The 14259-nt window shown below is 44.7% G+C and carries 15 protein-coding genes; 13 read left to right on the top strand and 2 right to left on the bottom strand.

Going from position 1 to position 14259, the window contains the following annotated elements:
- Nucleotides 1–183: 183 nt before the first annotated feature.
- A complete protein-coding gene (locus tag FGL80_RS01595; protein WP_029509519.1) occupies nt 184–2028 on the top strand; it encodes an APC family permease in 1845 nt (614 codons plus the stop codon).
- A gap of 45 nt (nt 2029–2073) precedes the next feature.
- Nucleotides 2074–2262, top strand: a complete 189-nt coding sequence (locus FGL80_RS01590; protein WP_010000837.1) for a hypothetical protein — start codon at nt 2074–2076, stop codon at nt 2260–2262.
- A gap of 46 nt (nt 2263–2308) precedes the next feature.
- Here the strand turns inward: FGL80_RS01590 and FGL80_RS01585 are convergent, their stop codons facing one another.
- Both FGL80_RS01585 and FGL80_RS01580 read right to left on the bottom strand, forming a co-directional pair.
- Entirely contained in the window at nt 2309–3040 is a 732-nt protein-coding gene (locus FGL80_RS01585) for a type 1 glutamine amidotransferase (protein ID WP_010000836.1), read from the bottom strand.
- The gene (locus tag FGL80_RS01580; RefSeq protein ID WP_147001772.1) at nt 3040–4398 is read right to left on the bottom strand and encodes a Mur ligase family protein; all 1359 of its coding nucleotides are present in this window, start codon (nt 4396–4398) and stop codon (nt 3040–3042) included. Before FGL80_RS01580 ends, FGL80_RS01585 begins: the two co-directional genes overlap by 1 nt.
- A 224-nt stretch (nt 4399–4622) precedes the next feature.
- Here FGL80_RS01580 and FGL80_RS01575 point away from each other — a divergent pair, with 224 nt between their 5' ends.
- From FGL80_RS01575 to FGL80_RS01525, 11 genes are all read left to right on the top strand, one after another.
- Nucleotides 4623–5228, top strand: a complete 606-nt coding sequence (locus tag FGL80_RS01575; RefSeq protein WP_029509522.1) for a thymidine kinase — start codon at nt 4623–4625, stop codon at nt 5226–5228.
- A gap of 100 nt (nt 5229–5328) precedes the next feature.
- Complete coding sequence (gene prfA, locus FGL80_RS01570) at nt 5329–6402, top strand: peptide chain release factor 1 (RefSeq protein ID WP_029509523.1); 1074 nt, start codon at nt 5329–5331, stop codon at nt 6400–6402.
- A 2-nt stretch (nt 6403–6404) separates the two neighbouring features.
- Nucleotides 6405–7412 carry a peptide chain release factor N(5)-glutamine methyltransferase gene (gene prmC / locus FGL80_RS01565; RefSeq protein ID WP_147001771.1) on the top strand — a complete coding sequence of 336 codons (1008 nt, stop codon included), beginning with the start codon at nt 6405–6407 and terminating at the stop codon, nt 7410–7412.
- Between the two features lie 38 nt (nt 7413–7450).
- Nucleotides 7451–8458 carry an L-threonylcarbamoyladenylate synthase gene (locus FGL80_RS01560; protein WP_147001770.1) on the top strand — a complete coding sequence of 336 codons (1008 nt, stop codon included), beginning with the start codon at nt 7451–7453 and terminating at the stop codon, nt 8456–8458.
- Between the two features lie 252 nt (nt 8459–8710).
- The gene (locus FGL80_RS01555) at nt 8711–8980 is read left to right on the top strand and encodes a phosphocarrier protein HPr (protein ID WP_010006425.1); all 270 of its coding nucleotides are present in this window, start codon (nt 8711–8713) and stop codon (nt 8978–8980) included.
- A 2-nt stretch (nt 8981–8982) separates the two neighbouring features.
- Nucleotides 8983–10698, top strand: a complete 1716-nt coding sequence (gene ptsP / locus FGL80_RS01550) for a phosphoenolpyruvate--protein phosphotransferase (protein ID WP_055307413.1) — start codon at nt 8983–8985, stop codon at nt 10696–10698.
- A 52-nt stretch (nt 10699–10750) separates the two neighbouring features.
- On the top strand, nt 10751–11461 hold the full coding sequence (gene tsaB / locus FGL80_RS01545) for a tRNA (adenosine(37)-N6)-threonylcarbamoyltransferase complex dimerization subunit type 1 TsaB (RefSeq protein ID WP_147001769.1): 711 nt from the start codon (nt 10751–10753) through the stop codon (nt 11459–11461).
- Nucleotides 11445–12002 (top strand): ribosomal protein S18-alanine N-acetyltransferase, encoded by a 558-nt coding sequence (gene rimI / locus FGL80_RS01540; protein WP_010000825.1) that lies wholly within the window; start codon nt 11445–11447, stop codon nt 12000–12002. The genes tsaB and rimI (FGL80_RS01540) overlap by 17 nt, the downstream gene beginning before the upstream one ends.
- The gene (rimI, locus tag FGL80_RS01535) at nt 11977–12387 is read left to right on the top strand and encodes a ribosomal protein S18-alanine N-acetyltransferase (RefSeq protein ID WP_147001768.1); all 411 of its coding nucleotides are present in this window, start codon (nt 11977–11979) and stop codon (nt 12385–12387) included. Before rimI (FGL80_RS01540) ends, rimI (FGL80_RS01535) begins: the two co-directional genes overlap by 26 nt.
- Before the next feature lie 37 nt (nt 12388–12424).
- A complete protein-coding gene (gene tsaD / locus FGL80_RS01530; protein WP_147001767.1) occupies nt 12425–13435 on the top strand; it encodes a tRNA (adenosine(37)-N6)-threonylcarbamoyltransferase complex transferase subunit TsaD in 1011 nt (336 codons plus the stop codon).
- A 169-nt stretch (nt 13436–13604) separates the two neighbouring features.
- Nucleotides 13605–14252, top strand: a complete 648-nt coding sequence (locus tag FGL80_RS01525) for a redox-sensing transcriptional repressor Rex (RefSeq protein WP_095653136.1) — start codon at nt 13605–13607, stop codon at nt 14250–14252.
- Nucleotides 14253–14259: the final 7 nt, after the last annotated feature.

Genomic DNA, 14259 nt, shown 5'->3' with positions numbered 1-14259 from the left:
AGTCGTTAAATTAACGGCTTTTTTTACGCGATGAAATAGCGTAAAATGTGATGAGTAATGTTGCAGCATTTTTAAAACCTTGCTGGCATTAGCGTGAAACATGAGGTTGATGAACCTGATCGCTCATTAGCTATTTGTGTTAATTGTTGCCATTTTGGCACATCACGTTCATTGGAGAAGAACATGTTTCAATACATTAAGAAGATCATCATCGGCAAACCACTCAAAACGTTAGATGAGGGTGGCCAGTCATTGTCGAAAACTAAAGCGTTAGCGCTGTTGTCATCTGATGCTTTGTCATCAGTGGCCTATGGTACGGAATCTATTACGGCCGCTTTGGTCGCTGCGGGTGCCGTAGCGCTGTGGTTGCAACTGCCCATTGCGCTACTAGTTTTGATTTTGTTGGCAGCTATTGTCTTGAGCTATCGGCAAATTATCCATGCGTACCCTTCAGGCGGTGGTGCTTATGCTGTTGCCAGTGAAAACTGGGGGGCGAAAGCGGGATTAGTCGCCGGCGGTTCGTTACTGGTTGACTATATGTTAACGGTTGCCGTATCAGCATCAGCGGCATCCGACGCCATCACTGCAGCGATTCCAATGTTAAATCCCTATGTGGTACCGCTCTCGATTTTCGTGGTCGTGTTACTGACTGGTATGAATTTACGTGGTTTGCGAGAAAGTGCGAACTTCCTGATGTTTCCCGTCTACTTTTTCATCATTGTCTTAGCAATCATGATTATCTGGGGTGTGTTTCAGGCAGCCACTGGCCAATTGCCGTATCATGCTGCGGCACGTGTGGGAACTAGTTTTTCCGGCCTATCATTAGTCTTGTTTATGCGTGCCTTTTCAAGTGGTTCGTCATCTTTGACAGGTGTGGAAGCTATTTCTAACGCAGTGCCAAATTTTCGGGCACCAAAAGAACGGCATGCGGCGACAACGCTCACATTAATGGCGCTGATTTTAGCGACATTCTTTGGCGGCATCACGTTTTTGAGTTACTGGTATGGCATTGTACCCAATAGTCATTCAACAGTTTTGTCCCAAATTGCTGCCAAAACATTTGGTGGGCATAATATGGGCTTTTACATTATTCAATTGGCCACGGCTTTGATCCTAGCTGTGGCGGCCAATACAGGCTTTTCGGCTTTTCCAATGTTGGCATTGAATTTGGCCCGCGATAAATATCTACCACATCTCTACATGGATAAAGGCGATCGCCTCGGTTATTCTAACGGTATCTTATCACTGGCTTTTGGCGCGATTATTTTGTTGCTGATTTTCCATGGTTCCACGGATGCGTTGATTCCGTTGTATGCGGTCGGCGTGTTTGTACCGTTTACCCTGTCACAGTCGGGGATGATTATTCATTGGTGGCGGCAGAAGCCAACGCGCTGGGTATTAAAAGCCTTGATCAATTTTGTTGGGGCATTTATCTCAGCGGTGTTGGTGGTCACGTTGTTTGCCACACGGATTGAACATGTTTGGCCATATCTTTTGATTATGCCCATTATCATGTACATGTTCCTAAAAATTAAGCACCACTATACGAGTATTGCGCGTCAACTGCGTTTAGCCTATGCGAAAAATTCACATGCTGTGCGGCACCATTATGATGGGGCGACTGTCATTGTTTTGGTATCAAATATTACCAAAGTCACGACCGAAGCGATCGATTATGCGCTATCAATTGGCGATTATGTGGTGGCGATGCACGTGAGTTTTGATGTGAATCCGAAAAAAGAATTGGAAACATCAACGCAGTTCAAGCTGGATTTCCCAGATGTCCGCTATGTGGATATTCATTCGTCGTACCGCTCAATTGTTAAGCCAGCCACTAGTTTCGTGGATGCGGTGGTGAAACAAGCGGAAAAGCGCAATCATTCAGTCACGGTTTTGGTCCCACAATTTGTGCCCAAAAAACCTTGGCAAAATATTTTGCATAACCAGAACTCATTACGTCTGCGTACGGCGTTTGCCGCACGGACAGATATTTCAGTCTCAACCTATTATTATCACCTATCAGAATAGTGGTAGATAGCGCAACAATAAGGAGTGGCATGTGCTTGAGTTGGCATGCCGATAACAATCATGACACAAGATACGAAGTTAATACTGTTTTTCATTTGGGTCGTCATTGCAATGATGATATCAACGGGTGGCTTAATTTTGATTATGCGTTGGTATCATCGTGAAGTCGATCGGGTGAAAAAACAACAAAAGGCGTCGCAAAATACTGAAACGCCTACAACGAAGCAAAAATAAAAACTGTGGCCAACTGATCATCATCAGTTGGTCACAGTTTTTTGTATTAGAAACTTTCAGTTGGAACTGCGTCCAATCGGGCTTGCCAATCAACGTCAGGATATTTACGTTGCAAAGCTGTTGCAAGAACGCGCTTAGCTAAATTCCCATTACGCGTAAAGATTGGGCCGTGGAAGTATGAGCCATAAACGTTACGATAAATCACACCTTCGGTTTTGTCCATACCATTATTACCATTACCAGAAATAACAGTCCCCAAAGCACGTTCACCTTCGCCGAGGAATGTACGACCTTGGTGGTTTTCAAACCCATGGTATTTTTCACCAGTGTCGTTATTTTCAATCACAACGTTACCGGTTAGGCGCTTGCCAGATAATACTGTTAATTGGTCATCATACATATTGGTCGTATAATGATCCATAACGCCAATGCCATCGACACGCGTACCGTCAGCCATCACCATATAATGACCGAGTAATTGGAAACCACCACAAACAGCCAGCAGTGGGCCATCGTTTTCGATGTACTGCTTGATGGCTGTTGCCTTTGTAGGTAAATCTTCGGCGACAATCGTTTCTTCGTAATCTTGTCCGCCACCAAACAAGACAAAATCAAAGGCTTGGGCATCAAATTCGTCGCCAAGTGAAACCAATTGATAATCAACAGCAACGCCAATTTGCTTGGCATAGTAAGTGAGGGCAATGATGTTGCCATAATCACCATAGGTGTTCATTAGATTACCATAAAGGTGCGCAACGTTGAGTTGGTATTCGGTCATTAGAAACCTCCTTTAATATAGCCAGCTGCACCAAGTTGTTCACGAAGTTGTAGCATCGCCGTATAAGTTGCTGCAATGTAGACCTTATCGGTTGGTAAGGCTTTGATGGCGTCGATGACTTGGGTCAAATCTTCATAGACGGCCTGGTCAGCAAAACCAGCCATCTTCAAACGCACGCGAATATCGCGATAGCGTTCACCGCCAGTGGCGACGGCCTTGAGCTTGGTGTCATGTAGCTTTTCAAACTCGGCATCCCAAATCCAACTCGTATCAATACCGTCCGCATAATTGGCGTTCAACAGCGCCAATAGTGAGAAATCAGCCGTTTCGGTCCGCATCATATCGATGACAGAATTGGTCCCAACCGGATTTTTAATCAAGACGATTGTGACATCCTTACCATCAACATGAATGGCTTCTTGGCGGCCAAAAATCTGTGCATTTGATTCAAAAGCTGTCTTGATTTGTTCAGGCGTTACACCAAATTCACGACCAACAGCATAAGCAGCTAGGGCGTTATAAATATTGTAGAGCCCGCCAATTTCAATACGAAGCGGTGTACCATCAATACTAAAAGTTGAATAAGTTGGGGTCAATTCGTCAATTTCGGTCACTTGATAGGCCAATGGTGGGCGCTTGAAATCATCGGTGACACTAAAATACTGACCAAGATTGGCGTACGTGATGAAATCATAGTGTAAGACAGAATGATCGGTCGGTGATAAAATCCCATCCGTATTGATAGGCGCCACTTGTGGTTGATAGTCGGCCGGTTGGATATGATTAAAGCCAAAATATTGGCGCTTGTTTGGGAAATCACCGCGGGTAAAGATTGGTGAATCACCGTTGGCTAATACCGTAGCTTCGGGTGCATGCTTAATGCCGGCGATGATTTTATCATACGTTGTATAAATTTCGCCGTAGCGGTCAAGTTGGTCACGGAAAATGTTTGTGAGCACAAACATTTTTGGCTTGATCGCTGAGGTGATTTTTTCAACGTTGGCTTCATCGACTTCTAAGACGGCTACGGGCTTTTTACCATTTGGCGAAGGCTTGACTGGTGTCGTCACCAATGTGCCGGTAATCCCTTGAATCATGTTAGAACCGGATGGGTTGGTGATGACTTCATAGCCACCAGCTTGTAAGACACGCGTGATGAGGGCAGTGGTCAACGTTTTACCATTTGTACCAGTCACCACCACGAGGTCAAAATCCTGTTGGATTGATTTGAGAATATCTGGGTCGATTGCGACCGCGATTTTGCCGGGTAGACTTGTGCCACCACGGTGCATCACGTCATGCAAAAACCAATAGGCGCTTTTAGCAGTAGCGCGTGCAATTGTACTTTTAAGTGTCATAATGTCCCCACTTTCATGATTATCATTTTACCACGCGTAGCCTTGAGATGGGAATTTTTGATGAAATGTTAAAAAAGCTGACCGACCTGTGTTCTGGTATGAAAAAGCGCCTGTTATCGTTTGTCATTTGTTATAATAGGAAGGAGTGACAAAATAAGTCAGCAAACAAACTTTTCAGGAGGCGACGTGTCATAAACTGAGGGAACTTGGGACACGGGATGATGATGGCACAATTATTTTTTGAATATGGGGCAATGAGTTCAGGTAAATCAATTGAAATCCTGAAAGTTGCGCATAATTACGAATCACAGGGACGTCAAGTGTTGTTAATGACGCCGATTGTGGATACCCGTGCCGGTGTGGGCGTTGTGGCCAGTCGGATTGGTTTGTCGCGCGAAGCTTTAGCGATTAAGCCAACGGATGACTTGTATGACTTAATTAAGGCCAAGCAAAGTGATAATCTTGCCGTGGCCTTGATTGATGAAGCACAATTTTTAACCGCAACACAAGTTGATCAATTAGCCAAAGTCGTGGATCACCTACATATTCCAGTGATGGCATTTGGTTTAAAACAAGATGCCTTTAATCACTTGTTTGAAGGTTCAAAACGACTCATTGAAATGGCTGATAAGCTGGAAGAAATGAAGACGATTTGCTCATTTTGCGGTAAAAAAGCGACAACGCAATTACGAATTGTTGACGGCAAGCCACAACGTTCTGGGGAACAACTCTTTATTGGTGGCGATGAAGCTTATATTCCAACCTGTCGCCATCATTGGTACGTGCCCGATTTGGCTAAAATTTCCGAGATGTTTCCTGTGGATAAGTAAAGCCAAAAAGCTATTTTTCAACATAAATTATGACAATAACAACAGGGTACAGTGGCTAAGTTAAGTCGTTGGTGTACCACTGTGAAGAGGAGAGTAAACGATGGATCCAATTTTTCAATCATTACAAACGGTTGTTGATCGCTATGATGAACTGAACGAACAATTAGCCGACCCAGAAGTGGCGAGTGACGGCCAAAAATACATGGCATTGTCAAAAGAAGCGGGGGAAATGCGTGAGACAGTTGAAGTCTATACCCGTTACCAACAAGTCATTCAAGAAATTCAAGAAGCAGAAGAATTACTAGATGATGCCGAAATGGCACCATTAGCAAAAGAAGATTTAGCCGACTTAAAGCCAGAAAAAGCGCAATTGGAAGACCAATTGAAAATTTTAATGTTACCGAAAGATCCCAATGATGATAAAAACATTATCATGGAAATTCGTGGGGCTGCTGGTGGGGATGAATCCTCATTATTTGCCGCTGACTTGTTAGACATGTATCGCCGTTACGCAGAAAAGCAACGCTGGACATTGAGTATTATTGATGAATCCACGACTGAAGTTGGTGGCTACAAGGAAGTCGCTGTGATGATTACTGGCGATAATGTGTATTCGAAGTTAAAGTTTGAATCAGGTGCGCATCGTGTACAGCGCGTCCCATCAACCGAAACACAAGGGCGTGTCCACACGTCAACGGCAACGGTTGGCGTGATGCCTGAATTTGAAGACATTGATTTTGAATTGGCTGAATCTGATTTGGAAGAAGAATTCTTCCGTTCAGGTGGTGCTGGTGGTCAAAACGTCAACAAAGTGTCAACGGCAGTCCGTTTGGTTCACAAGCCAACCGGTATCATGGTGAAAATGCAAGAAGAACGAACACAGATAAAGAACCGTGATAAGGCACGGAAGTTGCTGGCCAGTCGTGTGTATGATTTTTATGCGCAACAAAATGAAGCAGCTTATGCCGAACAGCGTAAGTCTGCCGTCGGTACTGGGGACCGTTCAGAACGTATCCGGACATACAATTATCCACAAAACCGTGTCACGGATCATCGTATTGGTTTGACATTAAACAAGTTGGATCGCGTGATGAACGGTGAATTAGGAGAAGTCATTGATGCGTTAATCATTGCGGACCAAACAGCTAAGCTCGCTGAACTCAATAACGCCTAACAATGACAGAAAAAAACTTTGAAACCCCAAAACAATTTCAACAACCTAACCAGACTACGCACAAACGCTCAAGTTCACCTGCTAAGCTGACTCAACCGCGTTGGTACGAGTGGGATGATCAGATCAAACCAACTGTCCCAGCGCAAGTGAAATTGTCGTTACTTGAAGCACGTAAGTGGGCGGTTTTAGAACTCACGCAGGCGGGGATGCCAGAAGAAGATGCCAAAGATAACGTGGACTTCTTGTTAACGGGTGCCTTAGACATTAACTACGGTTATTTACGGGCCAATTTATCACGGCAAATGCCAGCGGCGCTGGCAGCTGTTTGGCCAAAGTGGGTGGCGCAATTAACCCAAAACAAACCACCACAATATATTTTGGGGCATGCACCTTTTTATGGGCGGGAATTCATGGTGGATGAACGTGTCTTAATTCCCCGTCCAGAAACTGAGCAACTCGTAGAATGGATTTTACAAGATGCCAGTGGGACCCAAGGTGAACCAGTTTCTGTGTTGGATATTGGGACGGGTTCAGGCGCAATTATTGAGACGTTAATGCTTGAAAATCCACGTGTTAAGGGGTTTGCCGCCGATATTTCACCTGATGCCTTGTCCGTGGCTGAAAGTAATGCGCAGCGCTTTGGTTTGCATCAGTTACACTTCGTGGAAAGTGATGTTTTCCAAGGGGTTGCGGATTTAACTTTTGATATTATCGTCAGCAATCCACCGTATATCGCGCGGACTGATGAAGCAGAAATGGACGCTAGTGTCTTGGCGTTTGAGCCACAACTGGCGTTGTTTGCCGACCAAGATGGCTTAGCCATTTACGCTAAGATTGCGGCCGGTTTGGCACAACATTTAACGGCACATGGGCGTGCTTATTTTGAAATTGGCTACAAACAAGGCCCAGCGGTGGTAGCCATGATGCAACAAGCACTACCTGATGCAACGGTAACCTTGAAAAAAGATTTCGCAGGCTTAGATCGTATGGTGCGTGTGGTGAAAGGATAAAATGGACGTCGCGTGTGTCTGACGTCGGTAGGATTATTATGGAGACAGAATTACTAACAACTCAAGATGTGCAGCAGGCGGGCGCGTTATTAAAATCCGGTGAAGTGGTGGCTTTTCCAACAGAAACAGTCTACGGCTTAGGGGCAGATGCCACTAATGATGCGGCGGTGAAAAAAGTCTTTTTGGCGAAAAATCGGCCAGCAGATAATCCGCTTATTATGACCGTTGCAGACGTTGAACAGTTGACACCCTTTGTCACGATTTCTGAAGCAGCTCGGCAATTGATGACCGCATTTTGGCCGGGCTCTTTGACAATTATCATGCCCATTAAACCAGATCAGGTATCGATGTTGGTGACTGGTGGGTTGCAAACGGTGGCTTTCCGTTTGCCTGCCAATGAGACAGCACGGGCTGTGATTCGCGCAGCCGGGGTACCGATTGTTGGCCCAAGTGCCAATACGTCTGGTAAACCGTCGCCAACCACGGCGCAACACGTTTGGCATGATATGCAAGGCCGGATTGCAGCCATTGTGGACGATGGGCCAACGGAAGTCGGGGTGGAGTCCACAGTTATTGACATGTCAACAGATACGCCAACCATTTTGCGGCCTGGGGCAGTGACGCAACAACAATTAGAAGCCGTTCTCCAACAACAAGTGTTTGATGCTACCAGTACGACATCGGTGGCGAGCCATGTCACACCAAAAGCACCAGGGATGAAGTATCGTCACTATGCACCAGACAAAACAGTGGTGATGTTTGATCGTTTAGATGCTTTGGCGCTGCGATCAAACCTGACAGCCCAAGACGTTGTGATGGCCCAAGATGACACATTGGCAACATTGCAGTTACCGATGACGCAAACGTGGTCGTTAGGCGAAACACTTGAAAGTGCGACCGAACAGCTCTTTGCTGGGCTGCGGTTTTATGACGAAACGCCAGAAGTGGCGACGATTTATGTCGAAAAAATGCCCCCCATTGGAATTGGCAAAGCGTATAATAATCGCTTAGCTAAAGCGGCGGGTAATCAAGAATTTACGATTTAAAAGCACCGGATCGGTGCTTTTTGTGTTGAATTTTTGGCAAATGTTGCGCACGTCACCGAGAATCTTAACGTTTACTGAAAAGTCACACGGAAAACATGTAAACGGTTACATCACAAACGCGATGAGACCGGCATTTTGGGCGCTTGGGCTTGATATATCAAGGTTTATCCGGGCATTTTACTTGATATTTTGTAAGCGCTTTGATACACTATTATCAGAAGCTGATTCACAGCTAAAAAGGAGAAAATAATTATGACACAATCAAAAGAATTCCATATCGTAGCAGAAACAGGTATCCACGCACGTCCAGCAACATTGTTGGTACAAGCAGCTTCAAAGTTCACATCAGACGTTACTTTGTCATACCAAGGCAAGGATGTTAACTTGAAGTCAATCATGGGTGTGATGTCACTTGGTGTTGGTCAAGGTGCCGATGTGACAATCAAGACTGAAGGTGATGATGAAGAAGCAGCAATGGCTGCTATCACTGAAGCAATGGAAAAAGAAGGACTTGCTGAATAATAATGGCTAAGAACTTCAAAGGAATCGCGGCAAGTAATGGTATTGCAATTGCAAAGGCCTACTTGTTAGTTGACCCAGATTTGTCTTTCTCAAAGACAACAATTACAGATGTGACAGCTGAACAAGCTCGTGTCGACGATGCTTTGAAGGCTGCCAGTGCAGATGTGGAATTGATTAAAACAAAAGCTGCTGAAAACCTTGGTGATGAAGAAGCCCAAGTGTTTGAAGCGCATTTGATGGTTTTGGCTGATCCCGAAATGTCTGGCGCATTTAAGCAAAAGATTGCTGATGACAAGGTCAATGCTGAACAAGCTGTTAAAGAAGTAACAGACATGTATATCAGCATGTTTGAAGCGATGACGGATAACGCCTACATGCAAGAACGTGCAGCAGATATTCGTGATGTCACGAAGCGTATCCTATCTCACTTGCTAAATGTGGCTTTGCCTAACCCAGCGTTGATTGATGAAGAAGTGGTCTTGGTTGCAAGAGACTTGACGCCTTCAGATACAGCGCAGCTTGACCGCAACTTTGTTAAGGGTATCTTAACTGATTTGGGTGGTCGTACAGCGCATGCGTCAATCATGGCACGTACGTTGGAAATTCCAGCTGTCGTGGGAACTGAAATTGCCACAAAAGAAGTGGCAGCTGGTGACATGGTGATTGTTGATGGCTTGACGGGCGATGTGATTGTCGACCCAGATGCCGACACATTAGCCAGTTATCAACAAAAGGCGGCTGATTATCAAGCACAACGTGCTGAATGGGCCTTGTTGAAAGATCAACAATCAGTCAGTGCCGATGGCAAGACATTTGTCGTGGGCGCAAACATTGGTTCACCAAAAGACATGCCTGCCGTTTTGGAAAACGGTGCTGAAGGAATTGGTTTGTATCGTACTGAATTCCTATACATGGAATCAGATCACTTGCCAACTGAAGAAGAACAGTTTGAAGCTTATAAGACTGTTGTTGAAAAGATGGCTGGTAAGCCAGTGACAGTGCGTACCATGGATATTGGTGGCGACAAGCACTTGAGCTATTGGAAATTGCCGGAAGAAGAAAATCCATTCTTGGGTTATCGTGCGATCCGTATTTCTTTGGATCAAACAGAAATCTTCCGCACACAACTCCGTGCGTTGCTACGTGCCTCAGCCTTTGGTAACTTGTGGATTATGTTCCCAATGATTGCCACATTGCCTGAGTTCCGTGCCGCAAAGCAAATTTATACAGAAGAACGTGCCAAGCTTGAAGAAGCTGGTGTGGCAATGGGTGATGTCAAGTTAGGTATCATGATTGAAATTCCAGCTGCCGCAATGTTGGCTGATAAGTTTGCTAAGGAATTGGATTTCTTCTCAATTGGAACCAACGATTTGATTGGTTATACAATGGCTGCAGATCGTGGTAATGATAAGGTTGCTTATTTGTATCAACCTTATAATCCATCAATCTTGCGTTTGATCAACAATGTGATTACTGCCGCTCATAAAGAAGGTAAGTTTGTTGCAATGTGTGGTGAAATGGCTGGTGATCCAATCGCTGTCCCATTGTTGATGGGTATGGGCTTGGATGAATTCTCAATGAGTGCCCCATCTATTTTGCAAACACGTGCATTAATGAAGCAGTTGAATACTGCTGATATGAAGTTGTTGGCTGAAAAAGCTTTGGATGCCGAAACAAATGACGAAGTCATTGCATTAGTTGAATCAGCAATTGACTAGAACAAGTTTTAAGACCGCCGATTGGCGGTCTTTTTGTGTTAAAATATAACCTATGAAGATTTTAGCCTTTGATACAAGTAACCAACCACTTACGGTGAGTTTGGCGGAAGATAATAATGTACGACGTGTGTTCACAACGAATGAAGCGCGGAATCATTCGATTCAGTTATTGCCAGCAATTGAAACAACGCTGGCTGAACAACAATGGGCGCTCAGTGATATTGATCGTATTGTGGTTGCCCAAGGACCAGGATCATTTACTGGGCTTAGAATTGGTGTGACTGTTGCCAAAATGCTGGCTAACACGTTGCAAGCTGAGCTCATAGGCGTTTCTAGTTTAGCCGTGCTGGCTGCGCAAGTGACCAATCCTGGCTTAGTAGTGCCACTGTTTAATGCGCGCAATAATAATGTTTTTGCAGGTGTTTATTTAAATGACACAGCTGTGTTAGCTGATGCGCATCAGCCAATCGACCATTTGGTGACTTGGTTGCAGACACGTGCTGAGCCCATTACTTTTGTGGGGGAAACCACAGAATTCGTGCCCACGTTACAGGCGGCTTTTGGTGATCAAGCGACGATTTTAACACCCGCTGACAGCTTGCCTGACGGTCATGGCATCGTTACACTCGGTCTCAAAGCGCAACCTGTGGCTGATGTCGCACACTTTAACCCTAATTATTTAAGGAAAACCCAGGCGGAGTTGAACTGGCTTGCTGCGCATCCTGGTGAGGATAATCCCGAAAATTATGTTTTTGAAGTTTAATCACCACCCTAAATTACCAATTGCCTTACCGCAATTTACGACTAAGACGATTGCTGTCAGTGGTTATGACTTTGTGTTACGTCGCGCCACAATTGCTGATATTGACACATTGGTTAGAATTGAGGAAGCGGTTTATGCGGGTGTCGCGCCGTGGGTATTGCGCGACTTTCTCAGCGAATTATCGCGGCCACATATTCGCCTCTACTTAGTGATTGAACGCCATCAACAAGTTATTGGCTTTGCCGGTGTTGCCTATCAAAGAGATCAGCGTGATATGCATATTACCAATATTGCGGTTGTTCCGATTTGGCAAAGTCATGGTTTAGGCACAACCATTTTGTCAGAAATTAACCAATTTGCGACTGCGGTTGGGGTTGCCACCATGACGTTAGAGGCACGCGCCTCTAATCATGGGGCGATTGCTTTATATCAACGATTAGGCTTTGAACAAACAGGGATCAAAAAAGGATACTATTTCGGTGATCATGAAGATGCCGTTTCAATGGTGAAACAACTTGAAAATTCAACCAGCAACAATTGAAGACAGTGAAACCATCTATCATATTGCCCAAGCGGCCTTTCAACCGTCTCCTTGGCCAAAAGCAGTCTTTGAACATGAACTCACAAGTCCTCGTAGTCGTTATTTTTTAACGACGGGTGGTTTTATTGGGATTACCCAGATATTAGATGAAGTTGAAATTAGTAGTATCGCGGTCCAACCGGATTATCAACGACAAGGTATTGCGCAAGCACTATTAACAACCGTTTTGGCTTTGCCAGATGTTGCCCGATTTTTATTGGAAGTCGATGAGTTGAATCATCAAGCGATTCAGCTGTATGAAAAGATGGGCTTTTCACCTTATCACCGCCGTGAAAAGTATTATAAAAATGGTCATGCCGCGATCATGATGGAAAGGAAAATGTGAGCACAGGTTACTAAGGTAACCACTCACACGCATAAATATGACAAAAATCATAGCATTTGAATCCAGCGCTGATGAAACCAGCGTTGCCATTGTGGAAGATGGCCATATTGTCCTAAGCAACGCCGTGGCGACACAAATCAATTCCCATCAACGTTTTGGTGGTATTGTACCGGAAGTCGCCAGTCGACATCATATTGAATGGATTACACGCGTATTAGATGATGCGTTGGCCACAGCTAACGTGTCACCATCGGAGCTTGATGCGGTGGCGGTGACCTATGGGCCTGGCCTGGTAGGTTCTTTATTGGTTGGCTTAATGGGCGCAAAGACCTTTGCGTTGGCCCATAACTTGCCGATTGTACCAGTGAATCATTTGGCCGGGCACATTGCAGCGGCCAACTTTAATCAGCCAATTCGCTATCCAGCCTTAGCTTTGATGGTATCTGGCGGTCATACCGAACTGGTCCTCATGCAAAACGAAAATGAGTTTGCCGTGTTAGGGGAAACGCGTGATGATGCAGCAGGGGAAAGTTTTGATAAAGTTGGCCGTTTGTTAAAGCTGCCTTATCCAGCGGGTAAAACGATTGATGATATGGCGCACAAAGGGCAACCAACGATTAAGTTTCCCACCGCTATGGCACATGAAGACAATTATGACTTTAGTTTCTCTGGCTTAAAAAGTGCGGTGATTAATTATGTCCATCACGCTGAGCAAAAGGGTGAAACAATTGATCAATATGATTTAGCAACGAGTTTCCAAAATGCAGTTGTGGACGCGCTAGTTGGTCGGACGAAGCGCGCCTTACAAGACTATCCAGTTAAAAGTTTTATCTTGGCTGGTGGCGTTGCGGCTAATTCACAATTGCGAGAGACGTTAGAAGAATTGCTGGCGTCATTTCCAGAGACAACGTATATTCCTGTGCCACGGCAATATACGGGTGATAATGCCGCGATGATTGGGGCAGCAGGCTACTGGAATTATAAACAAGGTATTTTTGCGGGCTTAGACTTAAATACTGATCCAGGCTTAGATTTTGAACTAATATAATCGTAATAAGATTGTGAATCTATCACGATCTTTTGTTGCGATCCTTATTTTTGTGGTACAATAGTTATGCAAAAGTTCACAAAGTAATCTAAGGTGCCGATTTCATCAGACAATCACGTCTGCGTTTGGTGAAACAAGCATGATAATAACGACATTAACACTGGAGAAAATTATGACACAACCTAAAATCCCGCGTGCGACCGCAAAGCGTTTGCCGATTTATTTCCGCTACTTAACATTTTTACACGATGCGGGGACTGACCGCATTTCTTCTGCTGAATTAAGCGATGCAATCAAGTTTGATGCGGCCACGATTCGTCGTGATTTTTCTTATTTTGGTGCCTTAGGCAAGCGTGGCTATGGCTACGATGTCAAGGCGTTGCTGGATTTCTTTGCCAATGTGTTGGATCAAGACAGTCTCATTAATGTGGCGTTAATTGGTGCTGGAAATTTGGGGCAAGCTTTGCTTAACTTTAACTTTCACCAGTCTTCTAACATGCGTATTTCAGCGGCTTTTGACGTGGATAAGTCACGTGCAGGCACAATTATGGCCGGTGTGCCGATTTATTCAATGACTGAATTAAAAGAGCAGATTACTGCGCAACGGATTAACATTGCCATCTTGACCGTACCACAAGGTGTCGCCCAAGAAATCACAAATGAACTTGTGGATGCTGGGATTAAAGGGATTTTGAACTTTACACCTTTGCGTGTGACGGTACCAAGTGGCGTGCGTGTGCAAAATGTGGATTTGACCAATGAATTGCAAACATTGGTTTACTTTATTGAAAACTATGGTTCAATTACGACAGGATAATAACTAA

Origin of the sequence: Leuconostoc lactis, from assembly GCF_007954625.1 — a bacterium.
Taxonomy (GTDB): Bacteria; Bacillota; Bacilli; order Lactobacillales; family Lactobacillaceae; genus Leuconostoc; species Leuconostoc lactis_A.
The sequence above is the reverse complement of the archived record's forward strand: the minus strand, read 5'-3'. Positions and strand labels throughout refer to the sequence as shown.